The sequence below is a fragment of the Janthinobacterium sp. 64 genome (assembly GCF_002813325.1).
In the GTDB taxonomy this organism is placed as follows: Bacteria; Pseudomonadota; Gammaproteobacteria; order Burkholderiales; family Burkholderiaceae_D; genus Janthinobacterium.
In genome coordinates this window covers 5,249,237-5,272,321 of sequence record NZ_PHUG01000001.1, presented here as the reverse complement: position 1 = coordinate 5,272,321, position 23,085 = coordinate 5,249,237, and the positions used below count along the sequence as shown (strand labels likewise).

The following is a 23,085-nucleotide window of genomic DNA, read 5'->3' as shown; positions in this document are numbered from 1 at the left end:
TAAAGAGAGTGCTAGCCTTTGACGGCGCCCTGGGTCAGTCCTTCAATTAAACGCTTCGAGGCGACAAAAAACATCAGCAAGAGCGGCAGCACGGCGATGGCGGCGCCCGTCATCAGCGCGCCCCACTCCGTGTTGTTCGGCGCCTGCATGCTGCGCAAAGCCAGCGGGATCGTGTAGTTCTCGACCGAGCGCATGACGACCAGCGGCGTGATGAAATTGTTCCACGAGTTGATGAAGGTGATCAGGCCCAGGGTGCCCATGGCGGGACCGATCAGCGGCAGCACGACTCTCCAGTAGATGGCGAATTCGCCGCAGCCGTCGATGCGCGCCGCCTCGATCAGATCCTTCGGAATGGCCGTGCCGATGTACTGGCGCATCAGGAAAATCCCCAGCGCGCCGGCCGCGCCAGGCACGTACAGGGCGCGCGGCTGGTCCAGCCAGCCGAGGAAATCCATCAGCATGAACGTGGGAATCATGTTCATGAAAGACGGGATGATCATCGACGCCATCACCAGGGTGAACAGGGGCCGCTTGAAGCGGAACTCGTACATGGCAAACGCATAGCCGCCCAGCGAGCAAAAGAACAAGGTCAGGGCCGTCGTCATCAGCGCCACGTACAGGCTGATGCCGATATTGCGCCAGAACGGCAGGCGCTCCTGCAGCAATTCCAGGTTGTTGAGCAGGGCCGTGCCGAACCAGCGCGGCGGCGGCAGGCTGTAGATCTCGGCGCTCGTGTGCGTGGCGAAGACGAACATGAAGTAGAACGGCGCGACCATGATCAGGGCGCCGATGGCCACCATGGCGTAGGCCGTCCAGCGGGTGGTTTTCATCGGACCTCCTTGCGTTTTTCTCTACGTTCGTTGCGGCTGAAAATGCGGTTATTGACCCAGGTGGTGCTGGCGATGATCAAAAACAGCAGCCAGGAAATGGCCGACGCCGTGCCGAAGTCGCCCGAGGAAAACGCCGTCTTGTAGACGAAGATGGCCGTCGTCATCACCGACTGGCTCACGCCGCTCGATTCGGCCACCAGCACGAACGGCTCCTCGAACAGCTGCAGGTTGCCCATGATGGTCAGTGTCACGGCCAGGTAGATCATGGGGCGCAGCTGCGGCAGGGTGATGTACCAGAACTGCTGGCGTTTCGAGGCGCCGTCGATGGTGGCCGCTTCGTACAGGTCTTTGGGTATCACCTGCAGCGCGGACAGATACAGCACCAGATTCCAGCCCAGGTAGCGCCAGAAAATCACGAAGGCGACGGCCGGCTTGATGAACAGCGAGCTGCCCAGCCAGTCGATCGATTCCGCCGGAAACAGGCCGCCGACGAGCGGCAGGCTGGCGCACCATTGGATCAGCACATTGATCTGCCCATAGTCGCGCGAGAACAGGGTGTTGAAGACCATGGCGATGGCCACGCTGGAGGTGATGAACGGTAAAAAGTAAATGCCGATCACCAGGTTGCGCGAGCGCTTGAAGCTGTTGTGGATGAACGCTGCCAGCGGAATGGCCACCAGGTGCTGCGGCACGCCCGAGGCCAGCGCCAGCCACAGCGTGTTGCCCAGCGAGCGCAAAAACCACGGGTCGCTCAAGGCATACTTGTAGTTGTCCAGGCCCACCCACTGCATGGCTTCCACGCCGCTGGCCGCTTCCCACTGGTTGAACGACAGATAGATGGAAAACAGCAGCGGGAACAGGCTGAAGACGGCGAACAGGATGAAGAAGGGGCTGATGAAGATATACGGCGCCCATTGCTTCATGTTGTAGCGTTTCCTGGCGGGCCGCGCGGCAGCGGCAGCGGGCGCGTCCTCGGTACAAGGCATGGAGGTAGTCATGCTGCTCCTAGCGCCGCGCGCGGTGGGTGATCAGGGCCTTGGCGTCGGCCAGCGCCGTCTTGATATCCTTGTTTTGCGCCAGCACGCTTTCCAGTTCCATGTTGACGATGTCGCGCGCCACGGCGTCGAATTTGTCGACGCGGATGACGGGGATTTTCGCCGCCGTGTCGCGCGCCAGCAAACGCGTCTTCTGGCCGCCGAAATACGGCTGCGGCTCGTCCATCATCGGGTCCGCATACGCGGCCTTGAGGGCCGGGAAGGCGCCGATCTCTTTGAGCGAGTGCAGCTGGATATCCTTGTTGACGGTCATGAACTTGATGAATTCCCAGGCCTGGGTTTTATTCGCCGCCTTTTTCGGGATGCCGTAGAAGGAGCCGCCATACGACGCCAGCGCGCCGGCCGGCAGGTTGGCCGCGCGCCACTGGCCGGCAGACGCCGGCGCCAGCCACTTGGCCAGGTGGCCGCTCAACCACGAACCCATCATCTGGCTGGCCACCTTGTCGCGTTTGAATCCTTCGGCCCACTCGCCCGTCCAGGCCACGGTGCGCGCATCGATGCCGGCGACCCTGGCCGCCTTGGCCAGTTCGAAGGCTTTCACGAAGCGGGGCGAGTCGACCAGCACCTGGCCTTTGTCGCCAAAATAGATGCCTTCGCCATCTTTCAGGTTGGCGCGAATGACGATGTCGGCCAGGTCGCTGGCGCCGGCCAGCAGATAGGTGCCGGTGGCGGCCTTGAGCTTCTTGCCGGCGGCGATATATGACTCCCACGATTGCGTCAGGTCGGTTTCCTTGATGCCCGCCTTGTCCATCAAGTCCTTGCGGTAGAACAGCGTGCCCGGTCCCAGGTCGGCCGGCATGGCGCCCAGGGTGCCGCGCGAACTGGTCGCCTGCACGAAGGTGAATGGCACGAACTGGGCGCGGTACTGCCCTGCCCCGTATGGCGGCAGCAAGAGATCTTCCATGCCCTTCGATTCGGCAAAGCTGCCGACGTAGCGGAAGTCGATGGCCATCACGTCGGGCAGGCGCGCGCCGGCCGCCAGTGCCGTCGTCATCGAGTTATGGTGGTCGTCGATCTGCAGGCTGACCAGCTTGACCTTCACTTGCGGGTAGAGCTTTTCCCACAGGGGCAAGGCCGTCTTGACGGCGCGGTCCAGGTCGGGGAACGAGGCGACAGTGATGGTCGCCGGGGCCAGCGCCGGCAGGGCGGTGGCCGGCGGGACGGCGGCGGGCGCGGCGGCCACACTGGCGGCCAGGGTCAGCGCTGCCAGGGGGGCGGCGCCAAGGATGCTTGACTTCATTATTTCATCTCCGTTTATTGAGCGTCTTCTATCTTGAAAACGTTTTCACAACATGCGTCCATTTAACACCGCAAAGAAAATCAAGTCAACCGAAAAAGTTGTCATTTTTATTGAGGGCAGCGTGGCGAGATGCATGCCCTGGCGCGCTTTCTCCTATGAAAAGACGAAAAAATCCGCCATTTCAAGATGCTGTTGTTTTTCGTGAAAACGTTTTCAAGCCCCGACCCACGGCCCTGTGGGCATTTATGGTAATCTTTCACTGAAAAGGTTTTCAGAGCACTGACAACCAGCCATCTTGATACCCAGGAATCACCTTGAACGATAGCGCCCACGCTGCTCCCCCTTCCACCCTGCTCGACGTGGCCCGCCAGGCTGGCGTGTCGCCCAGCACCGTCTCGCGCATCCTCAATGGCACGGCCAGGGTGTCCGACGACAAGCGCGATGCCGTGCTGGCGGCCATTGCGCACATGAAATTCGCGCCGAACCAGATGGCGCAGGGCTTAAAAAAGGGCCGCTCGATGACCATCGGCATCGTGGTGCAGGATATTTCCAGCCCTTTCTTCGATGAAAGCCTGCGCGGCGTGGACGATGGCTTGAAAGACACGGGCTATGCCTCCGTCATCGTCAGCGGACACTGGAATGCGCAGGAAGAGGCCGACCGCATCCGTTTGCTACTGGCAAGAAAAGTCGACGGCATCATCCTGCTGTCCGGACGCATCTCGGACGAGAGCGTGCTCGATTTCTCGCAACAGCGCCCCATCGTCTCGACGGGCCGCCTGCTGGCCACGAAAAGCGCCATCGGCTTCAAGCTCGACAACGAATACGGCGCCTACCTGGCCGTGCGCCACCTGGTGGAACTGGGCCACCGCCGCATCGCGTTCGTGGCCGGCCCCGCCAACAACACGGATGCGGCCGAGCGCCTGACGGGCTACCAGCGCGCGCTGCGCGAAGCGGACATCGCCATCGATCCGAAGCTGATGGTGGAAGGCGATTTCCACGAGGCAAGCGGGATGCTGGCCATGAACCATTTGTTCGATACGCAGCAGCAATTCAGCGCCGTCTTCGCCGCCAACGACCTGTCCGCCTACGGCGTGCGCCTGTGCCTGTACCGCAAGGGCATCCGCGTGCCCGACGATATCTCGCTCGTCGGTTTCGATGACTTGCCCGGCTCGTCCTACACGACGCCGCCGCTGACGACCATCCACCAGCCCCTGTACGACATTGGCCGCATCGCCACGCAAGCGCTGCTGGGCCTGATCAATGGCGAAGCCGTGCAGGCAGCAATACCGCCCCTGGAGCTGATCGTGCGGGAAACCACGCGGCGTATTCGCTAGGCCGGGCGCTGAACGAGAATCACTACGCCAACGGCATCCACGACGCGTGTGGGAATCTGCAGCAATGGCGCATCCGCTTTACAATAGTGGCTCGTTCAGCAAGAATGCTTGATTCAAGCACGCAAGGCTCAACCCTCCGGCCACAGGCTGGAAGACTCCGAACACTCACCATAAAGGGACATCACATGGAACATACTCTGCCACCACTGCCATATGAAATGGACGCTCTGGCGCCGCATATTTCGAAAGAAACCCTGGAATACCACTATGCCAAGCATCACCAGGCGTATGTCACCAACTTGAACAACCTGATCAAGGGTACCGAGTTCGAGAACCTGTCGCTGGAAGAAATCATCAAGAAATCGTCGGGCGGCATCTTCAACAATGCAGCGCAAGTATGGAACCACACCTTCTACTGGAACGGCATGAAGCCGGCCGGCGGCGGCGCGCCTACGGGTGCCGTGGCTGACGCGATCAACGCCAAGTGGTCGTCGTTCGACAAGTTCAAGGAAGAATTCACCAAGTCGTGCGTGGGCAACTTCGGTTCGGGCTGGACCTGGCTGGTGCAAAAGGCCGACGGTTCCGTCGACATCGTCAACACCTCGAACGCCGGCTGCCCGCTGACCACCGGCGACAAGCCGCTGCTGACCTGCGACGTCTGGGAACACGCCTACTACATCGACTACCGCAACCTGCGCGCCAAGTACGTGGAAACGTTCTGGGGCCTGGTCAACTGGGACTTCGTTGCCAAGAACTTCGCGTAAGCGGTTCCTGACAACGTAAACCGGACGTATCGGCGGCCTGCGCCGCAGTGACGTGTCCTGGAAAGAAGCCTGCGCTTGCGAGCGCGGGCTTTTTTTATGTCCAGACAGAAAGTACATGCAGGCGGCACACACTGGTCAAACGAACAAGATCCACATGCGGGACATTGTAAAATACGCAAGTGCACACCCGTGCTCGCCGGCCAGCCTCGCCGCCATCTCTTGCTGAAAGAAAATAATGAAAAAATTCATGCTTGCATTGCTCGTCCTTGCCTCCGGTTCCGCCTTCGCCAACTCGGCCTGCGACACGCCGCGCAACGACTTCGACGGTCTGTATTGTCTGAACAAGGTGTACCAGGAAGCGGACAAGGAACTCAACGCCAACTACAAGAAGCTGAGCGCCCAGCTCGATGCCGGCGGCAAGCAAAAGCTCAAATCGGGCCAGCTGGCGTGGATAGCCAACCGCAACCAGAACTGTTCCAAACGCGAAGCGTCAGGCTTCTATGTCAACCTCGATTGCGCCACCCAGACCACCATCGAACGCGCGCAATTCCTGCAAGACCGCGTGCGCGAATGCGTCAGTGCCGGCTGCCAGAACAGCAAGCTGTGAACTGAAGCTGCGCTGGCGCAAACGGGGCGGGCTCAGGCCGGCAAACGGGCCGCCTTGAAGCGCCGCCACGCCTTGTGCATGCGGCCATCCTTGCCCTGCGCCTGCGCGCGCGCCGCCAGATAGCCACGGATGAAGGCCGCGTGCAGCCGCAGCCCGTCGTGGGCGGACTGGTCAACCTGGTCCGCCTGGTCGGCCTGGACATCGGGCAATTGCTGCAGCAGCCGGTCGGCCACCTGCACATCGTTGAGCCAGCCCAGTTCATCCTGCAAGGCCGACAAGCGCCCCACATACGGTTGCACGGCGCGCGCGGCAAACAGCGAGGCAAAAAATTCCGTCGCGTAACGCGTCTTCTTGGCCGCGATGCGCACCTGGTGGCGCTGCTGCGGCGAGGCATGCAGCAGGCGCTTGCCGCGCTTCATCAGGCGGCGCTGATCCTTGCGCACGGTAGCATGGGCAAACGGGGAAACGGGCGCGTCCAGGCGCCGCGCCTGGCGCACGGAACAGCTGTCGCGCCAGGCGCGCGCCTGCAGCCAGCGCTGCAAGCCCAGCATGCAAGCCGTGCAGCGCGCCGAGGTGACGGCCTGGGCGGCCTCTACATGCTTGAGCCGCGCCTGCGCGTGCGCTGCCTGCGCCAGCGCTGCCGCATCCGCCTGCGCCTCGCCATCGAGTTGCGCCAGGGTATTGCCTGCCAACACATCCCAGTCGCGCGCCTCGCCCAGCGCGCCGCCCAACCAGTCGAGTTCGCTCTTCAAGGCGTCCGGCAGCACCAGCAGGGACTTGAACATGCCCAGCGCCGAGCGCAGGCGCCGCAAGCCCACGCGCATCTGGTGCACGCTCTCCACATCCGCGCCGCCCGCCACGCCATCCTGGTTGCCGCTGACCTGCTCCAGGCAATTGCCGGCGATGGCCAGAAACGCTTGCTCCACCGACATCGCCGCGTCCAGCGCCACGGGCTGGGCCTTGACCGCGCGCAAGGGTTGCTGCGCGACCAGGCGGTAACCGCGTTCCGCCTTGCTCATGTGGCCCAGCTGCAGCGGCACCTCCTGCAGCAGCGCCAGCGCCACATCGAACAGGCTGGCGGCCTGCCCCTGCTTCAACTCCAGCTCGATCTCGCTGACGGGCACGCTGCGTATGGCACCATCGGCACCGTCCGCACCGCTTTCAATGACACCCTGGTCCAGCACGCATTCGATCTCGTCGCCCTGCGGCGTGCGCAGCTGCCAGACGGTGCGCTCGATGCGCGTGGTAAACACGGGCTGCAAGGCGTCGCGGATGGCATCCTGGCGCAGCAGCGCGCGGATGGGCTGCTTGCGGCCGATGGCAGCGTCGAGCGCGGCGAGGTCCGGCTGCGGCCCCGGCACCTCGCCTTCCCATTCGTGGCGGCTGTGCAAGCCGCCGCTGACCGTGCCGCCCGCCTTCAGGGTTTGCACCCAGCGCCCGTCCACCTGGCGCACGCGCAAGCCCGCCTGGTGGCGGCACAGCTGCAAATCGCGCGTATCGACATAGATATCGTGCATCTGCAGCACCAGTGGCCCTTGCGCAGCCTGCGCCAGCAACGGGTGCGCGCGCAAACGCCATGCATCTTCCTGCGCCAGCAGCAATTTCAATTCGATTTCCATGACCGCTCCCTGGAGATTCCTCAACGCCCATTGTAAGGCGCGGCCCGTCGCGCGCAAGGCGCATGCACGCACACCTTGATTTTGCGCCAAAATAGGCGATTCATTGACAAGGAGATGCCATGACCTACCACGCCGCCGAGAACCGCTACGACAGCATGCCATACCGCACTTGCGGGCGCAGCGGGTTGAAACTGCCGCTGCTGTCCCTGGGGCTGTGGCATAACTTTGGCGACAGCAATAATCTGGCATCGCAGCGCGACATGCTGCGCACAGCGTTTGACCTGGGCATCACGCATTTCGACCTGGCGAACAACTACGGCCCGCCGTATGGCAGCGCGGAAAGCAATTTCGGCAAGCTGCTGCGCGACGATTTTCTGCCGTACCGCGATGAACTGATCATTTCCACCAAGGCGGGCTGGGACATGTGGCCCGGTCCGTACGGCCAGGGCGGCGGGTCGCGCAAATACGTGCTGGCCAGCCTGGACCAGAGCTTGCAGCGCCTGGGCCTCGATTACGTCGACATCTTTTACTCGCACCGCTACGACGCCGACACGCCGCTGGAAGAAACCATGGGCGCGCTGGCCACCGCCGTGCAGCAAGGCAAGGCGCTGTATGTGGGCCTGTCGTCGTATTCGCCGCAAAAAACGGCCGAGGCGGCCGCCCTGCTGAAAGAATGGAAAGTGCCGTGTCTGATCCACCAGCCGGCCTACAACATGCTCAACCGCTGGATCGAGGAAGACGGCTTGCTCGACACCCTGCAAGAGCAAGGCATGGGCTGCATCACGTTCACGGCGCTGGCGCAGGGGCTGCTCAGCGACAAATACCTGGACGGCGTGCCGCAGGATGCGCGCGTCAACCGGCCCGGCGGCGGCTCGCTGACGCAACAGCACCTGAGCGCGGAAAACCTGGCCCGCGTGCGCGCACTGAACCAGATCGCCGCGCAGCGGGGGCAAACCCTGGCGCAGATGGCGCTGGCCTGGGTACTGCGCGATCCCCGCGTCACGTCGACCCTGATCGGTGCCAGCAGCAGCGCGCAAATCCGCGAAAACGTGGCCGCGCTGCAGCAGTTGTCGTTCACGGCCGACGAGCTGGCCGCCATCGACGTGCAGGCGCGCGAAGGCCATATCAATCTGTGGGAAGGTCCGTCGCGGGCCGTGTAAGGCATTCACGGTGGCGCTGGCGGCGACATTGGCGGTGGCAGCAGGGCCAGCAGTTCCTGCGCCACCTGCCGGCGCCGCTCAGGCGTGGCGTACACGCCCACTTGCACCTGCGCGCCGCCAGCTCCGGTATCGTTGATGTGTATCAATTGGCGCGGCCCTTGCGGCATAGCGATGCGCGTGCGCCACGGCGAAAAGTGGTGGCGCCGGCAGTGGCCGGCACTGACCTGTTCAATGACCAGCTCGCCGTCGCGCAAGGCGATGTGCTCATAGTCGCGCGCATGGCGCAGGTAATGCAGCAAGGCGATGGCCACCAGGCCCAGTTCGGCGAACGAAAAGATGGGAATGGTCCAGATGCCGCGCAGCGCAAAGGCGGCGGCAATCGTCAGGGAAAACAGGCATAGCAAGCCATAGGCGCGCAGCAACTGGCGCGCCGTCAAGGCACTGTGGCGCGCCAGCAGCCATTGCGGCTGCTCGCGCGAGTGATCGCGTGGCATGATGCCTCCCGCACTATCGCTGTATCCCCCGTCACCCATCACCGCAGCGGCACTTGCCGCCGCAGGGTCAGCCAGGTTATTCAGCCAGCTTGCGCCATGCTCAGGCGCCCATGCGCACCAGCGCGTGGCCCACGTGCTGCCACCAGTGATCGCGCGACCTGACCTGCTTCAGGCAAGACGTGTCGATCTCCGCAGGAAACACATGATCCTGGCACGCCTTCGTTTCCAGGGCATAGCGCTGGTTTTCCGCCGCCGCCAGGGCCACGACGAGCCAGAACACCAGCGCCAGCAACACCACCAGCACGCTCCAGGCCAGGTGATTGGTGTTACTTTTTTCGCCAAAAAACTCGCGTGGCCGCGTCTCGCGGTACATCGACATCAAGCCTTTTTCTTTCTCTTGCGACATCTGCGTTTGCATCCTCTGACATCCTATCCTGTGCCGGCCGGCTGGCCATGGCGGCGCGCACGCCGCCTTGCCTGCATTTTACGCTGATGGCGCAGGCGAGGCAGTAATTCATGGGGGCGATTCGCCACCACCTTCCTTTGCCGGCCGCACGGGCGCCAGGGTTTCCACATGATCGACGTCGATGTCGCCGCCATCGGGCGCCGTATTGCGCGGCTCCACGCCGGCCCGCTCGCCCGTGCCGGCCGCATCGCTGTCGTTGTCGAGCTCTTCCGGGTCCTGGCCCGGCACGCCCTGCATGTCGCTGCCGCTGTCGGAGCTGTCGCTGGGCCCCAGCGCGCCCTTGCCATGCCCGCTGCCCAGCACGCGGTCGGGGATGACGGGCAAATTGTCCGGATCGAGTGTGCTGCTGCTCATGGCTGACTCCCATTGATCAAAAAACCAGCTTACTCCCCTGCCCTGGCCAGCGGCGCACGCCTGCACGGCACTACCAAGGGGAAATGCGGCATCGCACAACTATTTTCAAAAATTACTTCACAAATGTACTATTCATTGCTATAGTTAATTCAAGTAAGCATCTTCTCATCCAGAAATTGCTTCATCGGCGGCACGGCGCCCACCAGCGCCATGCCGCCGAACCGACCGGTACGTGGCGAGCCGGCCCATCCACCCAGCCATCAAGCACATTTTGGAGTCTTATCATGCAAGCCAGATCACTCATCGCAGCATTGTTTGCCATCACCACCGCCACGTCGGCTTTTGCCCAAAGCGCCGCGCCTGCCACCACGGGCCAGCAATTGACGCGCGAGCAAGTCACAGCCGAATACATCCGCGCCCGCAATGCCGGCGAAATCGCCACCAGCGAAGTCGACTACCCGAAAATGCCGGCTACCGCCGCCAGCAAGGTGACGCGCGAACAAGTCATGGCCGAGTTCTACGCCGCCCGCAAGGCTGGCCTGATCCCGCAAACGGAAGCGGACTTTGATGTTGCGCAAACCACCAAGCACGTCGTGCAATAAGAAACCAGTCAGCCGGTTTCAGTCAGTAACAACTCAGTTGCGGCGCAGCATCCGGGCCTACCCCGGCCGGGCCACTCCCGGCGCTCACCGCGGCGAGCTGTCAGCATCGCCCCAACACCACCTTCCGGAGTCCCTGCATGTCCCTGCACCGCCGTTTGCTTGCCGCCAGCCTGACCCTTGCCTTGAGCGCGTGCGCCGACATGGGCCATATCGCGCCGCAATCGGCCATGCTCGACGCAAACAAACTGCAAGCGAGCCAGGCCATGGATGCCGCCGCCAGCGCAGCGATCGCCTGGCCGCGCGCGCAATGGTGGCAAGACTTGCGCGACCCCCAATTGAACCGTTTGATGGACCAGGCGCTGGCCGACAGCCCCACCCTGCGCGGCGCCCAGGCGCGCGTGCGCCAGGCCGAGGCCTTGGCCGGTGCGGCGGAAGACAAGACCCGCCCGCAGGCCGACGCGAGTGTTTCCATCAACCGCGAACTGTATTCCCAGCACGGCAGCACGCCGGCGCCGCTGGCCGGCAATTACGCGTGGCGCAACCAGGCCACCGTCACGGCTTCATACGACCTGGACCTGTGGGGCCGCAACCGCGCCGCCCTGTCCGCCGCGCTGGGCGACGTGCAACTGGCGTCGGCCGAATCGCAGATGGCCCGCCTGGCGCTGGAAACGGCGCTGGTGCGCACCTACATCCAGCTGTCGTACGAATTCCAGCTGCAGGACGTGATCGAACGCAGCCTGGCGCAGCGCGCCCGCATCCTCGACATCACGCGCCAGCGCAAGCAAGCCGGCATCGGCACCGATATTGACGTGGCGCAAATCGAAACCACCTTGCCGGCCGGCCGCCGCCAGCTGGAACAGTCGGCCGAATCGCTGGCCCTGCTGCGCAACCAGCTGGCGGCCCTGGCGGGCAAGGGTCCGGCCGCCGGTGCGGCGCTCACGCGCCCCGTGCTGCGCCTGGACCAGCCGCTGGCCATTCCCGCCGCCCTGCCGGCCGACCTGATCGGCCGCCGCCCCGACATCGCCGCCCAGCGCTGGCGAGTCGAGGCGGCGGCGCAGCGCATCGATGCGGCCAAGGCCGAGTTCTACCCGAACGTCAACCTGGTGGCCTTTGCCGGCTTCCAGGCCTTCGGTTTCAGCCACTTTCTCGACGCCAACTCGGACATCCGCGGCGTTTCGCCCGCGCTGAGCCTGCCCATCTTTGCCGGCGCCCGTTTACGCGCCCAGCTGGGCAGCCAGACGGCCATGTACGACGGCGCCGTGGAGCAGTACAACGCTACCGTCATCAACGCCATGTCGGACGTGGCCAATGCCGTCACCCGCGCCCAGTCGCTGGCCAGACAGCACCAGCTGACCGTTCAGGCGCTGGCCACGGCGCAGCGCGCGCGCGACCTGGCGGAAAAAGCCTACAAGGCGGGCATGAGCGACGCCATCGCCATGCTCAACACACAAGTGGCGCTGCTGGCGGAAGAACAGCAGCAGGCGCAAAATGGAGCGCGCGAGCTCGATCTGTACGTTTCCTTGATGAATGCATTGGGAGGCGGCATCTAGTGTGGCAATCCTGGCATTGCCCTAGCTCAACAAGATACAATCGGCACTTTATTCACACATGAAGGAATATGACATGACCGCTTTTGACGCCACCTCCAAGCGGCTGCAAAACATCCGCACGCGCATGCCAGCCTTCCCCATGGAACTGATGCGTTTGTTGCGCATGACGTACCACATTCAAAAAGGCATGAAGGATCTGACCAACGCGGCGCTGAAAAAGCACGACCTGGTCGATGCCAGCTACATGGTGCTGGCCGTGCTGTACGGCACGGACGATGAAACCTCGAACGCCTGCACCCTGGGCATGGCCTGCCATGAAAAGCCGGCCAACCTGACGCGCGTGTGCAACGACCTGGAAACGCGCGGCCTGATCCATCGCGGCACGCGCCCCGGCGACCGCCGCTCGGTGATGATCTCGCTGACCGACAAGGGCCGCGCGCTGATCGAAACGGCGCTGCCCGACGTGTACCAGGAAACCTCGGCCCTGTACGAAGGCTTCACGCAAGAAGAGCTGCAAGTGCTCGACAAGCTGTACATGCGCCAGTTGCGCAATTTGAACAATCTCAACAACCAGAACTGATAGCCTATCGATGACGCCAGCCACAACACCTACATATGGCCCCCTGAGCCGGGCGGCCCACTGGCTGGCGCTGGCGCTGCAGGACTGGCGCAAGACGGAAGGCGAACGCTGGATCTACGTCGGCAAGACCCTCATCGCCGCATTCTGCGCCCTGTGGCTGGCCTACCGCCTGGGACTCGATTCGCCCAGCACGGCGATGACCACCACCATCATCCTGGCCCTGCCCAGCAGCGGCATGGTGCTGGAAAAAAGCTTTTACCGCCTGTGCGGCACCCTGCTGGGATGCACGGCCGCGCTGACCCTGATCGGCCTGTTCCCGCAGCAGCCCGTGCTGCTGTTCGCCGGCCTGGCCCTGTGGGTGGGCCTGTGCACGAGCGGCTCGGCCCTGCACCGCAACGCCCAGTCGTATGTGTACGTGCTGGCCGGCTACACGGCCTGCATGATCGTCTTGCCCGCCATCGAGCAGCCGATGCAGGTGTTCTCGCTGGCCGTCACGCGCGTGGCTGAAGTGAGCCTGGGCATCATCTGCTCGGCGGCCGTCTCCAGCGTACTGCTGCCGCGCCACCAGGGCACGCAGGTGATGCGCACGGTGCAGGCGCGCTACGGCAAATTCCTCACCTTTTGCCAGGACGTGCTGCAGCAACAGCTCACGCCAGCCCAGGTGGAACTGACGCATCTGCAGTTCGCCGCCGATGTGGCGGCGCTGGAGCTGGGCCGCTCGGCCGCGCTGTTCGAAGTCACCAGTAAAGTGAGCCACGTGCGCGCGCAAAACCGCAAGCTGCACGCCTTCAACGCCACCTTCATGACGGCGCTGACCACCTTCTACACCTTCCACCGCCTGTTCGACCGGCTGCAGCGCGATGGCGAAACCCAGGTCATGCAGGCCTGCGCGCCCCTGTACGCCATCGTCGCCGAATCTCTGCAAACGACGCCCTCGCAAGACTCGCTCGACACCATGCAGCGGCATCTGCAAACGGCGCTGGCGCAGGCGCGCACAGATATTGAAGCGGCTCCAGTCGCGCATGCGCAGCGCATCGATTTCGACACCGTGTGCGAGCTGCTCGAACGCTTCGCGCGCGACATGAGCCGCTTTCACGAAGTGTATTTCAGCCTCGTGCACGACACGCCGCTCGAGGTAAGCACGCCGCAGGCGTATGCGCCGAAGACGCCGCCCGCGCTGGTCATCGCCAGCGGCGCGCGCGCGGCCATCAGCCTGGCCCTGCTGGCGGTGGGCGCCTATTTCCTCGCCTGGCCCTACGCCAGCACGGCGATGCTGATGGCGGCCGTGTTCTGCGCGCTGGCCTCGTCCTCGCCACGCCCCATCCTGATGATCCGGCAAGTGCTGACGGGCTTTCTGATCGCCATGCCGCTGTCGCTCGTCTGCGTGTATTTCGTGCTGGTGCACGGCGACGGCTTCCCCATGCTGGTACTGAGCTTTGCACCGTTTCTCGCCGTCGGCCTGTACCTGATGACCAATCCCGCCAAGCTGGGCGTGGGCCTGGGCGTGTCGACTTTCATCACGCAGATGGCGCCGACGAACGTGATGCACGTCGATGGCGCGGCCTTTTTGAACACCGGCATGGCACTGATCGTGGGACTGATGCTGGCCGCCCTCGTGTTTGCCGTGCTGCTGCCCGAGCACACGATGGGCCACAAAGACCACATCGGCCGCGCCCTGTGGCGCGAAGCGCTGCATGCATGCACGGCACCGGCGCGAAGAGTCAAGCACCGCTTCGACAACCGCGTGCGCGACTTGCTCAGCCAGCTCAATGCGGCGGCCGGACCGGCGCCGGGCGAGGCCACGCGCGCCGTCGTGCGCCAGGCCTTGACGCTGCTGGAAATCGGCCACTCCGTGATCGAACTGCGCGAACTGATCGCCACCGCCCGCCCGGGCGCCACGCGCCACACGCTGCAGCAGTGCGTGGAGCACATCGCCGGCTGGCTGCGCACGCGCAGCGACACGGCACTGCAGGCGGCGCTGGCGGCCACCCTGCAGGCGGGCGCCGTCGTGCGCGCGGCCCAGACGGAAGCCGATGCGACCGGCGAGCGCAGCGCGCGCCTGCAGACGGCGCTGGCCGACCTGCATTCGATCTACACCTCATTACTCGACCACATGGCGCCTGGCGCCGGAGACCACCATGCCGCGTGAATTCGCCCTGTTCGGAATTCTGATTCCTACCCTGCTGCCCCTGTTCCTCCTCAGCATAACCCTGCAAACCCTGCTCGACCGCGTGCTGGGCTGGCTGGGCGTGTACCGCATGGTGTGGCACCCGTCGCTGGCGCGGCTGTGCATCTTCATCGTCATCTTCGGCGCACTGGCGCTGTCGCTGTACAAATAACCTTCAAATAAAAAAACTGTTCAACCCCATCAAGGAAAGGCTGCCGCCATGGTAAGCAAACTGACCCGCTATGCAATCACCGTGCTGCTATTGGCAGCCGCCCTGTGGACAGGCAAGACCGTCTGGGACCGCTACATGGAGTCGCCGTGGACGCGCGACGGCCGCATCAAGGCCGACATCGTCAACATCAGCGCCGACGTGGCCGGCACCGTCACGGACGTGCTAGTGCGCGACAACCAGGTGGTGCAAAAAGGCGACGTGCTGTTCGTCGTCGACAAGGAACGCTATGCCAGCGCGCTGGCGCAGGCCGACGCCGTGCTGGCCGCGCAAAAAACGGAAATGGGCCGCCGCGGCAAGGAGGCGCAGCGCCGCGCAAGCCTCGACGCCAGCATCATCTCGACGGAAAGCCGCGAGAGCGCGGCCTTTGCCGCCAGCTCGGCCACCTCGCAAGTGCAAGCCGCCGTGGCCGCCCGCGCGCTGGCGCAATTGAACCTCGAGCGCACCACCGTGCGCGCGCCCGTCAGCGGCTACGTGACGAACCTGAACGTGCACAAGGGCGATTTCGCCGCCGTCGGCGCGGCCAAGCTGGCCGTCATCGACAGCGCCTCGTACTACGTCGTCGGCTACTTCGAAGAGACCAAGCTGGGCATGCTGGCGCAGGACGACAAGGCGGAAATGAACCTGATGAGCGGCGGCACCCTGCATGGCCACATCGAAAGCATCGCGCGCGGCATCACCGACCGCGACGCCGCCACGGGCCGCGAACTGCTGGCCGACGTCAACCCCACCTTCAACTGGGTGCGCCTGGCGCAGCGCGTGCCTGTGCGCATCCACATCGACGAGCAAGACAAGAACCAGGTCCTGGTGGCTGGCACCACTTGCACCGTGGTGATCACGCCGCATTCGGCACCGGCGCCGAAACCAGCGGCCGCGCACCCCGCATGAGCCGCGGCGGCGCCGGGCGCCTGGCGGAAATCGCGCTGTTCCTCGACGCCGCGGCGCTGGGCAGCTTTTCCGCGGCCGGCCGCAAGCACGGCCTGTCGCCGGCCGCCGCCAGCGCCGCCATCGCGCGCCTGGAAACGGCGCTGGGCGCCACGCTGTTCGAACGCACGACGCGCCAGCTGCGCCTGACGGATGAAGGTGCGCACTACCGCCGCTACAGCGAACAGGCACTGGACTTGCTGGCGCAGGCGGAAGATGGCTTGCACACGGGCGGCGACGCCGTGCGCGGCGTGGTGCGCATCTCGGCGCCGTCCGACATCGGCCGCCAATTGCTGCTGCCCATGCTCGACCGCTTTGCCGCGCTGCACCCGCAGGTGCGCCATGCGCTGACCCTGACGGACGCCACGGCCAACCTGGTGCAGGACGACGTCGACCTGGCCATCCGCTACGGCGAGCTGCCCGACAGCGACATGGTGGCGCGCCTGCTGCACCCGGGCCGGCGCGTCGTCTGCGTGGCGCCCGCGCTGGCCGCCAGGGTCGGCGTGCCGGCCGCGCCGCGCGACCTGGCACAGCTGCCGACGCTGGTGCTCACGGCCGGCGACGGCGCGCCGCAGGAATGGCGCTACCGCGAAAACGGCAAGCGCCACGGCCTGCGCCTGCAAGGCGCCTGGCACAGCAACGACGGTGAAATCATCCGCCGCTGGGCCGTGGCCGGCCATGGCTATGCCTACAAATCGCTGCTCGACATCGGCGACGACCTGCGCGCGGGACGCCTGCAGACGGTGCTCGACGAATATTTTTCCGATAGCGTGCCACTGAACCTGCTGTACCGGCGCAGCCGCTTCCAGCCGCCGCGCGTGGCCCTGCTGGCCGAGTTCTTGCTGCAGCAATTCGCCGCGCTGCAAGCCTGACGGCCGCCCTTACTGCGGCAGAACGCCCAGCTGGCGCAACAGGGTCAGGTTGTCTTCCAGGTGCCAGTTGTCGCTGATGCGCCCTTGCGCATTCACGCGGTACAGGTCGAACGCGTAAAAATCGATGGCTTGGCCCTGGCCGCGCAGCTCGCCCTGCGGCGTAGGAAAGACGCCGGTGAAGCGGCCCGTGAAATGCAGGCGCAGGGTAACCCGGTCGCCGGCCACCAGCATCTGCTCGATGGCGACCTTCAAATCCGGCACGGCCGCATGGAACACTTGCGACGCCTGCAGCGGGCCGGCCAGTCCCTGCGGACGGCCCGCGGGCAAGGTGCGGTCAATAAAATCATCGGCCAGCGCCTGGCGCGCCAGGGCCGGGGCGCCGCTCTGCCAGAACGCGGCGTAGCGGCGCGCGGCCAGCGCCGTTGTATCCGTGGCAGCGGCGCCGGACAAGTGGGCCGGCATGGGTAAATCGGTGGCGGCATCGGCTGGCGCGGCGGCCAGCAGCGAGAGGGACAGGAGGGCGGGGGCAAAAGCGGAGGCAGATACGGGCATGATGAATCCAGGTTGGTTGATCGGCGTGCAATGGCACACCGCCATTCTGGACCCGCTTGCTGCGCTTGATAATTGGCCCCACACTTGAATCAATTACTTGTAGCAGTTGAAAATCAGCGCCCGCCAGCCACGTCGAGGATGCTGCCCGTCACGTAGGTCGCGCCCGGCCCCAGCAGGTACAAAATCGCGTCGGCGATTTCTTCGGGCTGGCCGCCGCGCTGCATGGGCACGCCGGGCGCCAGGCGCGCCACGCGCCCCGGTTCGCCGCCAGACGCGTGGATCTCCGTATGGATGATGCCGGGCCGCACGCCGTTGACGCGGATGCCCTCGGCCGCCACTTCCTTCGCCAGGCCCAGGGTCAGGGTATCGACGGCGCCTTTCGAGGCCGCGTAATCGATGTATTCGTCCGGCGAACCGATGCGCGCGGCCGCCGACGAGACATTCACGATGCGCCCGCCCTGCCCGCCATGGGCCGTCGACATGCGCCGCACGGCCTGCTGGCAGCACAGGAAATAACTGATCACGTTGGTGCGCAGCACGCGTTCCAGGCGCTGCACGGACATGTCGACGAGCCGGCATTTCTGCTCCAGCACCCCCACATTGTTGACCAGCGCCGTGAGCGTTCCCAAACGTGCGTCGACTTCCGCAAACAGGCGCGCCACGTCCGCTTCATCGCTGGCGTCGGCCTGCACGGCGATGGCCTCGCCCCCGTCGGCCACGATGCGCGCACACAGTGCGTCGGCCGCCTGTGCATCGCGCACATAGTTGATGCACACGGCATAGCCCTGGCGCGCCGCCAGCAGCGCCGTCGCCGCACCGATGCCGCGGCTGCTGCCCGTAATCAAGATCACTTCCTTCATCGTCCCTCCTGAATAGTTGTGGCTTCATGATACCCGCAACCAGCAGACGTAAAAAAGCCCGCACAAAGCGGGCAGTTTTTCTATCCATCCCTCATCGTCACAACACCGGAGAAAATCGTAGCGAGCGGCAGTGATTTGTGGCCGAGAAGCGCAACCGTACTCTAGTACGGTGAGCATCGCCGGCCGCAAAGCGCGACGCGCAGTAGATTTTATCCGGTGTTCTATGACCGGAAATGCGTCATGGCGTAAGTCAGATGCTGCCACCAGTGTTCGCGCGACTGCACGGACGCCAGGCATTTCGCATCGACCTCGTTCTTGAACGCGGGGTCCACGCACGCCTTGGTCACCAGCGCATTGCGCTGGTTTTCCACGTTGACGATGGCAAGCGCCAGCCACGCCACGAGGGCCACGGCCAGTACGCACAAGGTCCAGGGCAGCTGTTTCATGGTGTTCTCCGGTGTTACTTCTTCGCTGGCGCGGGAGCGCGCTCTTTCAGGGTGCGCGCCACCAGTTCATCCATCACACGCAGGGTTGCATCCTGCGTCTGGCGCTCGGACTGGCCCGGACGCGACAGCTGCGCCGGCGACGTGACGAAGCGGCCGTCGATGACGATGGTCGGCGCGCTCTCGATCTTGCTGGCGGTGATCAGCTGCTCGTTGCGTTTCAGCTTGGTCTGCACGCCGAAGGAGTTGAACATGTCCAGGTATTTCGCCTTGTCGATGCCGTTCTTGACCAGCAGGTCGAGGATGGCGTCATCGCGGTTCAGGCGGTTGCGCTCGACGTGGATGGCGCGGAAGATCTTGTCGTGGAACTGGTCCAGCTGGCCCATCGCTTCCAGCGTGGCATACGCGTGCGCCTGCGGGTCTTTCGGGCCGGTGGCGGCCAGGTGGACGCGGCGGAAGGCGATCTTGTCGCCCTGCTTCTTGACCCAGTCGTGCATCAGCGGATCGAGCACGTAGCAGTGCGGGCACGAATACATGAAGTACTCGACCACTTCCACCTTCTTGCCCGTGTCCGTGCGCACTGGCGTCGGGAGCGTGGTAAAGCCGATATCGGCAGCCATGGCGCCGCCGGTGGCCGCCACCAGGGTGACGGCGGCAAGCAGGGGGCGCAAGAAACGCAGAAAACGCATAATAATCCTTCATCATAAGTGGTCGTGAACGGGGCGAGATTACCACTTTTTGCGCCGGCCGATGAAGCCCGGGCGGAAAAAAGCCGCGTTTATCGCCCCGCTTTGCGCCCGCTTAAGCCGCATTTAAGCCCCGCTGCGCTTGCGCCTCAAAAATGGTAGCGCGCCGACACGCGCAGCTGGCGCGCATCGTTGAGGTAAATGCTCGAGCGGCAACCGGGCGCATCGCCGTAATGGCGGCGGTTGGCCAGGTTGCTGCCGGCCAGTTCCAGCTCCCAGGCGCCCAGCTTGCGCACATAGCGTCCGTCCACGGTGGCGAATGCGGGCACCTGCGCCAGGCAGCTGTTGCCGAAATCGGGGCCATAGCGCAGGGCGCGCAGCCATTGCACGCCCATGTCGGCACTGGCGCCGGCCTGCCCCGTCCAGTACAGGCGCAGGCTGGCGCGGGTCTTGGGCACGAGGGCGATATCCGGGCCATCGTAGGTGTAATCGTCATAGCGCGCGTGCACTTGCCGTAGCTGCGCGTCGAGGCGCCAGTCGCGCGCCAGCGCCATGCCCGCCTCGATGGCGATGCCGTCGCGGCGCGAGGGGTCGAGGTTGCCCGCAAAGCCCAGCTGGCCCAGGTTCTGGTCGAAGACGATCTGGTTGCTCAGGCGCTCGCTGAAGACGCGCACGGAAGCGCTGCGCGCCGCGTCGCCGAAGGTGGCACCCACTTCCGTTTCGCGCCGCAGCTGGCCCGCCAGGGGGCGGTAGCCGGCGCGGGTATAGCCGTCGTCATCGATGCGGTAGCTGCGCGCGGCCTTGGCGTAAACGCTCAGCTGCGGGCGCAGCTGCAGGCTGCCCTGCACGTCCCAGGCGTTCTGGTTTTCCCAGTCGCTGCCGCCGGCGGGCAGGTCGGCCGGATCGAGCTGGAACTGTTCATGCCGCAAGCCCAGCAGCAAACGCGGCGCATACGGGCCGCCGAACGCCAGCTCTTCGCGCAGCAGCAGCGCGCGCGAATACTGCCGGCGCCGTCCATCGCCATCGCGGCCCGAGCGCCGCTCCCACTGCATCAGGTCCAGGCCCACTTCCGTATCCGTGCCCACGCCGCCCACCTTGTCGTAATGACGCACGCGGGGCGCCAGTTGCCGGCGGCGGCTGCTGTACCTCGATTCGCTGCTGCCGCCCGCGCCCGCATAGTGGGCGGTGGCGCGCTTTTCCCGCTGCGACAGCTCCACGCCCAGCTCGAACTTGCCGACATAGCGCTGCACGAAAGCGCTGGCGCGCCGCACTTCATAGCGGTACAGGTCTTCCGGGCGGGCCGCCAGCAAGGCCAGGAAGGGCGCCTCGGGCGCGGGATAGCGGGTGTCCTGGTTCAGCTGGTCGGCGCTGAAGCCGAAACGGCCCTGGCGCAGCTTCCATTCCGCGCCGCCGTTAAAGCCGCGCTGGTGAAACACGCTGCCATCGCGGTAATTGCCATTGCGCAGCGCGTCGACGGCCACATCGAGCGACATGCCGTCCTGGTCGCGCGACAGGGCGCCGCGCACGCTGTGCTGGCCGCCCTGCGCCAGTTCGGTGGACAAGTCGCCATGCGTGACGCCGGGCGCAGCGCCGTCCACGCCAGCCACGCCTTCCTGCGCGCACGCCGGCATGGCCAGGGCGCACAGCAGCAAGGTGCGCATGGCGATGGTCAGGGCGGGAGAGGCAGGCATCATGGCGGCAAGCTGGGTGCGCTACCGGGGCACGCACGGTAGTGAAACGGGAGGATGGCAAAAGCGAATCATTATACGCACGGCGCGCGCCGCCGGGGCCATCAGCGGCCCAGGCGCCCTTCATCGGCCAGGAAGTCGATGAAGGTGCGCACTTTCGAGGACAGGTAGCGGCGGCTCGTGTAGACGGCGTAGACACTGCCGCCCGCCAACTTGAAATCGTCGAAGAGGCGCACCAGCCGCCCGGCCGCCAGGTCCGCATCCGTTTGCCACGACGGCAGCAAGGCGATGCCCATGCCGTCGAGCGCGGCCGCATGCAGCAGGCTTTCGTTGTTGCATTGCAGCACGGGCGTAAACTTCACCGTCTCGTGTCCCTGCGGGCCGTCAAACGTCAATTCATTGCCATTTGATAACAGCGAATAGCTGATCATTGCGTGCTGCGCCAGGTCCTGCGGCACGTGCGGATGGCCCGCGCGCGCCAGGTAGGCGGGCGCGGCCACCAGGTGAAAGGCGATGCTGCCGATGGGCCGCGCGATCAGGGCCGGCGATGGCGCCTGGCTCACGCGCAGGGCCAGGTCGAAACCCTCTTCCACCAGATTGACGACTCTTCCGCTCAAGTCGATGTCGAACGTCACTTCCGGAAAGCGCTCGCGGTAGGCCACCAGAGTGCGCGTAAAGATGGCATTGGCGAACCAGACGGGCGCGCTCAGGCGCAGCATGCCGCGCGGCACCACGGTCGTGCGGCCCACGGTCGCTTCCACCTCGTCGAGGTTGTCGAGCATGTCGCGGCACTGTTCGAAGTACACCTTGCCGATTTCCGTCAGGCTCAGGTGGCGGCTGCTGCGGTTCAGCAGGCGCGCGCCCAGGTGGCGCTCCAGGTGCATCACGTGCTTGCTGACCATGGCCGGCGACAGATCGAGGCGCTCGCTGGCGCGCACGAAGCTGTCCAGTTCCACCACGGCGCGAAACACGCGCATGCTGCGCAAGGTATCCATGACCATCCCATCATCAACAAAATGGAAATGATATATCAATAATTGCGATCTTGATCAACTGACCGCACATGACTATCATCGATAGCATCAGCCATTCCACTGCGGAGCCGCCATGCAAGAACACACCTTCCCCACCTACTTCCTGTCGCACGGCGGCGGCCCGTGGCCGTTCATGAAAGAGCAGTTCGGCGGCCGCTACGACGTGCTCGAAGCATCGTTGCAGGATATCCCGCGCCAGATCGGCGCGCGCCCGAAAGCCGTGCTGGTGGTGACGGCGCACTGGGAAGGGCCGCAATTTCTCGTCTCGGCCAGCGCGCAGCCGGGCATGATCTACGATTATTCGGGCTTTCCGCCGCACACCTATCAAATCCAGTACCCGGCACCGGGCGCGCCGGCACTGGCGGCACAGGTAAAACAATTGCTCGACGCGGCCGGCCACCCGGCGCGCCTCGACCACGAGCGGGGCTTCGACCACGGCACCTTCAGCGCCCTGTTCCCCATCTACCCGCAGGCGGACGTGCCGCTGGTGCAGCTGTCGCTGAAACACGGCTATGACCCGCTGACCCATGTCGAGGTGGGCCGCGCTCTGGCCAGCCTGCGCCGGCAAGGCGTGCTGATCGTCGGCAGCGGCCTGTCTTACCATAACCTGCGCCAGTTCGGCCAGGCGGGCGCCGTCGCCTCGCACCAGTTCGACGCCTGGCTGCGCCAGACCATGGCCCTGCCGCCAGAACAAAGGCTGGCGCAACTGCTGGCCTGGGACCGTGCCCCCGGCGCGCGCCAGGCCCATCCGCAGGAAGATCACTTGCTGCCGCTGATGGTGGCGCTCGGCGCGGCCGAGCAGGAAGCGGCGCAGGTGGTGTACCACGAGGACGATTTTTTTGGGGCGCTGGCGGTGACCAGTTTCCGGTTTGGAACGACTGGCGGAAATTAGCAACGAGCCGGGGTCAGACCCCCAACACCGCTAACGGCTGGTTCAGCGCCAACGTCACCGGGGGTCTGACCCCAGAATTTGCT

General features: G+C 64.9%; 25 protein-coding genes. 12 read left to right on the top strand and 13 right to left on the bottom strand.

Annotated elements, in window-relative coordinates; translation table 11 throughout:
• Positions 1–11: 11 nt before the first annotated feature.
• From CLU91_RS23200 to CLU91_RS23190, 3 genes are read right to left on the bottom strand one after another with little or no spacing between them, the layout of a single operon-like run.
• Entirely contained in the window at positions 12–830 is an 819-nt protein-coding gene (locus CLU91_RS23200; RefSeq protein ID WP_034751746.1) for a carbohydrate ABC transporter permease, read from the bottom strand.
• Complete coding sequence (locus CLU91_RS23195; RefSeq protein ID WP_100875999.1) at positions 827–1,828, bottom strand: carbohydrate ABC transporter permease; 1,002 nt, start codon at positions 1,826–1,828, stop codon at positions 827–829. Before CLU91_RS23195 ends, CLU91_RS23200 begins: the two co-directional genes overlap by 4 nt.
• Positions 1,829–1,835: 7 nt before the next feature.
• The gene (locus CLU91_RS23190) at positions 1,836–3,125 is read right to left on the bottom strand and encodes an extracellular solute-binding protein (RefSeq protein WP_100875998.1); all 1,290 of its coding nucleotides are present in this window, start codon (positions 3,123–3,125) and stop codon (positions 1,836–1,838) included.
• A 314-nt stretch (positions 3,126–3,439) separates the two neighbouring features.
• On the opposite strand from CLU91_RS23190, the gene CLU91_RS23185 reads away from it, so the two are divergent.
• From CLU91_RS23185 to CLU91_RS23175, 3 genes are all read left to right on the top strand, one after another.
• Positions 3,440–4,459: a LacI family DNA-binding transcriptional regulator gene (locus CLU91_RS23185; RefSeq protein WP_100875997.1), complete on the top strand. Its 1,020-nt coding sequence runs from the start codon at positions 3,440–3,442 to the stop codon at positions 4,457–4,459.
• Positions 4,460–4,644: 185 nt separating this feature from the next.
• On the top strand, positions 4,645–5,223 hold the full coding sequence (locus tag CLU91_RS23180; protein ID WP_070224622.1) for a superoxide dismutase: 579 nt from the start codon (positions 4,645–4,647) through the stop codon (positions 5,221–5,223).
• A gap of 247 nt (positions 5,224–5,470) precedes the next feature.
• Positions 5,471–5,830, top strand: a complete 360-nt coding sequence (locus CLU91_RS23175; protein ID WP_232730849.1) for a lysozyme inhibitor LprI family protein — start codon at positions 5,471–5,473, stop codon at positions 5,828–5,830.
• A gap of 32 nt (positions 5,831–5,862) precedes the next feature.
• Here CLU91_RS23175 and CLU91_RS23170 read toward each other — a convergent pair whose 3' ends face one another.
• On the bottom strand, positions 5,863–7,449 hold the full coding sequence (locus CLU91_RS23170; protein ID WP_100875995.1) for a CYTH and CHAD domain-containing protein: 1,587 nt from the start codon (positions 7,447–7,449) through the stop codon (positions 5,863–5,865).
• Positions 7,450–7,568: 119 nt separating this feature from the next.
• Here CLU91_RS23170 and mgrA point away from each other — a divergent pair, with 119 nt between their 5' ends.
• Positions 7,569–8,609, top strand: coding sequence for an L-glyceraldehyde 3-phosphate reductase (mgrA, locus tag CLU91_RS23165; protein WP_100875994.1), 1,041 nt, complete (start codon positions 7,569–7,571; stop codon positions 8,607–8,609).
• A gap of 5 nt (positions 8,610–8,614) precedes the next feature.
• Here the strand turns inward: mgrA and CLU91_RS23160 are convergent, their stop codons facing one another.
• The 3 genes from CLU91_RS23160 to CLU91_RS23150 form a co-directional block, all read right to left on the bottom strand.
• Positions 8,615–9,103, bottom strand: coding sequence for a DUF2244 domain-containing protein (locus tag CLU91_RS23160; protein WP_157814784.1), 489 nt, complete (start codon positions 9,101–9,103; stop codon positions 8,615–8,617).
• Positions 9,104–9,203: 100 nt separating this feature from the next.
• Positions 9,204–9,521, bottom strand: coding sequence for a hypothetical protein (locus CLU91_RS23155; RefSeq protein ID WP_100875992.1), 318 nt, complete (start codon positions 9,519–9,521; stop codon positions 9,204–9,206).
• Between the two features lie 96 nt (positions 9,522–9,617).
• On the bottom strand, positions 9,618–9,923 hold the full coding sequence (locus CLU91_RS23150) for a hypothetical protein (protein ID WP_100875991.1): 306 nt from the start codon (positions 9,921–9,923) through the stop codon (positions 9,618–9,620).
• A 284-nt stretch (positions 9,924–10,207) separates the two neighbouring features.
• Here CLU91_RS23150 and CLU91_RS28305 point away from each other — a divergent pair, with 284 nt between their 5' ends.
• From CLU91_RS28305 to CLU91_RS23115, 7 genes are all read left to right on the top strand, one after another.
• Positions 10,208–10,525, top strand: a complete 318-nt coding sequence (locus CLU91_RS28305; RefSeq protein WP_198521391.1) for a DUF4148 domain-containing protein — start codon at positions 10,208–10,210, stop codon at positions 10,523–10,525.
• A 137-nt stretch (positions 10,526–10,662) separates the two neighbouring features.
• Positions 10,663–12,075, top strand: coding sequence for an efflux transporter outer membrane subunit (locus CLU91_RS23140; protein WP_100875989.1), 1,413 nt, complete (start codon positions 10,663–10,665; stop codon positions 12,073–12,075).
• A gap of 73 nt (positions 12,076–12,148) precedes the next feature.
• Positions 12,149–12,655, top strand: coding sequence for a MarR family winged helix-turn-helix transcriptional regulator (locus CLU91_RS23135; RefSeq protein WP_100875988.1), 507 nt, complete (start codon positions 12,149–12,151; stop codon positions 12,653–12,655).
• A gap of 10 nt (positions 12,656–12,665) precedes the next feature.
• Entirely contained in the window at positions 12,666–14,804 is a 2,139-nt protein-coding gene (locus CLU91_RS23130) for an FUSC family protein (RefSeq protein ID WP_232730848.1), read from the top strand.
• Positions 14,794–14,994 carry a DUF1656 domain-containing protein gene (locus CLU91_RS23125; protein WP_100875987.1) on the top strand — a complete coding sequence of 67 codons (201 nt, stop codon included), beginning with the start codon at positions 14,794–14,796 and terminating at the stop codon, positions 14,992–14,994. Before CLU91_RS23130 ends, CLU91_RS23125 begins: the two co-directional genes overlap by 11 nt.
• Before the next feature lie 48 nt (positions 14,995–15,042).
• Positions 15,043–15,939 (top strand): efflux RND transporter periplasmic adaptor subunit, encoded by an 897-nt coding sequence (locus CLU91_RS23120; protein WP_100875986.1) that lies wholly within the window; start codon positions 15,043–15,045, stop codon positions 15,937–15,939.
• Positions 15,936–16,847 carry a LysR substrate-binding domain-containing protein gene (locus CLU91_RS23115; protein ID WP_100875985.1) on the top strand — a complete coding sequence of 304 codons (912 nt, stop codon included), beginning with the start codon at positions 15,936–15,938 and terminating at the stop codon, positions 16,845–16,847. Before CLU91_RS23120 ends, CLU91_RS23115 begins: the two co-directional genes overlap by 4 nt.
• A 9-nt stretch (positions 16,848–16,856) precedes the next feature.
• Here CLU91_RS23115 and CLU91_RS23110 read toward each other — a convergent pair whose 3' ends face one another.
• The 6 genes from CLU91_RS23110 to CLU91_RS23085 all read right to left on the bottom strand — a co-directional run bounded on the left by CLU91_RS23110 (position 16,857) and on the right by CLU91_RS23085 (position 22,071).
• The gene (locus tag CLU91_RS23110; protein WP_100876886.1) at positions 16,857–17,399 is read right to left on the bottom strand and encodes an ester cyclase; all 543 of its coding nucleotides are present in this window, start codon (positions 17,397–17,399) and stop codon (positions 16,857–16,859) included.
• Between the two features lie 113 nt (positions 17,400–17,512).
• Complete coding sequence (locus CLU91_RS23105) at positions 17,513–18,259, bottom strand: SDR family oxidoreductase (RefSeq protein WP_100875984.1); 747 nt, start codon at positions 18,257–18,259, stop codon at positions 17,513–17,515.
• A 221-nt stretch (positions 18,260–18,480) separates the two neighbouring features.
• A complete protein-coding gene (locus CLU91_RS23100) occupies positions 18,481–18,705 on the bottom strand; it encodes a hypothetical protein (protein ID WP_100875983.1) in 225 nt (74 codons plus the stop codon).
• Positions 18,706–18,719: 14 nt separating this feature from the next.
• The gene (locus CLU91_RS23095) at positions 18,720–19,391 is read right to left on the bottom strand and encodes a thiol:disulfide interchange protein DsbA/DsbL (protein WP_100875982.1); all 672 of its coding nucleotides are present in this window, start codon (positions 19,389–19,391) and stop codon (positions 18,720–18,722) included.
• Between the two features lie 146 nt (positions 19,392–19,537).
• Entirely contained in the window at positions 19,538–21,082 is a 1,545-nt protein-coding gene (locus CLU91_RS23090; protein ID WP_100875981.1) for a TonB-dependent receptor domain-containing protein, read from the bottom strand.
• A gap of 98 nt (positions 21,083–21,180) precedes the next feature.
• Positions 21,181–22,071 (bottom strand): LysR family transcriptional regulator, encoded by an 891-nt coding sequence (locus tag CLU91_RS23085; protein WP_100876885.1) that lies wholly within the window; start codon positions 22,069–22,071, stop codon positions 21,181–21,183.
• 112 nt (positions 22,072–22,183) lie between these two features.
• On the opposite strand from CLU91_RS23085, the gene CLU91_RS23080 reads away from it, so the two are divergent.
• Positions 22,184–23,002 (top strand): DODA-type extradiol aromatic ring-opening family dioxygenase, encoded by an 819-nt coding sequence (locus CLU91_RS23080; protein ID WP_100875980.1) that lies wholly within the window; start codon positions 22,184–22,186, stop codon positions 23,000–23,002.
• Positions 23,003–23,085: the final 83 nt, after the last annotated feature.

Coding starts and splice junctions, on each gene's coding strand:
- CLU91_RS23200 (WP_034751746.1), bottom strand. CDS start 830: ATGAAAACCACCCGCTGGACGGCCTACGCCATGGTGGCCATCGGCGCC.
- CLU91_RS23195 (WP_100875999.1), bottom strand. CDS start 1,828: ATGACTACCTCCATGCCTTGTACCGAGGACGCGCCCGCTGCCGCTGCC.
- CLU91_RS23190 (WP_100875998.1), bottom strand. CDS start 3,125: ATGAAGTCAAGCATCCTTGGCGCCGCCCCCCTGGCAGCGCTGACCCTG.
- CLU91_RS23180 (WP_070224622.1), top strand. CDS start 4,645: ATGGAACATACTCTGCCACCACTGCCATATGAAATGGACGCTCTGGCG.
- CLU91_RS23175 (WP_232730849.1), top strand. CDS start 5,471: ATGCTTGCATTGCTCGTCCTTGCCTCCGGTTCCGCCTTCGCCAACTCG.
- CLU91_RS23170 (WP_100875995.1), bottom strand. CDS start 7,449: ATGGAAATCGAATTGAAATTGCTGCTGGCGCAGGAAGATGCATGGCGT.
- mgrA (WP_100875994.1), top strand. CDS start 7,569: ATGACCTACCACGCCGCCGAGAACCGCTACGACAGCATGCCATACCGC.
- CLU91_RS23160 (WP_157814784.1), bottom strand. CDS start 9,103: ATGCCACGCGATCACTCGCGCGAGCAGCCGCAATGGCTGCTGGCGCGC.
- CLU91_RS23155 (WP_100875992.1), bottom strand. CDS start 9,521: ATGCAAACGCAGATGTCGCAAGAGAAAGAAAAAGGCTTGATGTCGATG.
- CLU91_RS23150 (WP_100875991.1), bottom strand. CDS start 9,923: ATGAGCAGCAGCACACTCGATCCGGACAATTTGCCCGTCATCCCCGAC.
- CLU91_RS28305 (WP_198521391.1), top strand. CDS start 10,208: ATGCAAGCCAGATCACTCATCGCAGCATTGTTTGCCATCACCACCGCC.
- CLU91_RS23140 (WP_100875989.1), top strand. CDS start 10,663: ATGTCCCTGCACCGCCGTTTGCTTGCCGCCAGCCTGACCCTTGCCTTG.
- CLU91_RS23135 (WP_100875988.1), top strand. CDS start 12,149: ATGACCGCTTTTGACGCCACCTCCAAGCGGCTGCAAAACATCCGCACG.
- CLU91_RS23130 (WP_232730848.1), top strand. CDS start 12,666: ATGACGCCAGCCACAACACCTACATATGGCCCCCTGAGCCGGGCGGCC.
- CLU91_RS23125 (WP_100875987.1), top strand. CDS start 14,794: ATGCCGCGTGAATTCGCCCTGTTCGGAATTCTGATTCCTACCCTGCTG.
- CLU91_RS23120 (WP_100875986.1), top strand. CDS start 15,043: ATGGTAAGCAAACTGACCCGCTATGCAATCACCGTGCTGCTATTGGCA.
- CLU91_RS23115 (WP_100875985.1), top strand. CDS start 15,936: ATGAGCCGCGGCGGCGCCGGGCGCCTGGCGGAAATCGCGCTGTTCCTC.
- CLU91_RS23110 (WP_100876886.1), bottom strand. CDS start 17,399: ATGCCCGTATCTGCCTCCGCTTTTGCCCCCGCCCTCCTGTCCCTCTCG.
- CLU91_RS23105 (WP_100875984.1), bottom strand. CDS start 18,259: ATGAAGGAAGTGATCTTGATTACGGGCAGCAGCCGCGGCATCGGTGCG.
- CLU91_RS23100 (WP_100875983.1), bottom strand. CDS start 18,705: ATGAAACAGCTGCCCTGGACCTTGTGCGTACTGGCCGTGGCCCTCGTG.
- CLU91_RS23095 (WP_100875982.1), bottom strand. CDS start 19,391: ATGCGTTTTCTGCGTTTCTTGCGCCCCCTGCTTGCCGCCGTCACCCTG.
- CLU91_RS23090 (WP_100875981.1), bottom strand. CDS start 21,082: ATGATGCCTGCCTCTCCCGCCCTGACCATCGCCATGCGCACCTTGCTG.
- CLU91_RS23085 (WP_100876885.1), bottom strand. CDS start 22,071: ATGGATACCTTGCGCAGCATGCGCGTGTTTCGCGCCGTGGTGGAACTG.
- CLU91_RS23080 (WP_100875980.1), top strand. CDS start 22,184: ATGCAAGAACACACCTTCCCCACCTACTTCCTGTCGCACGGCGGCGGC.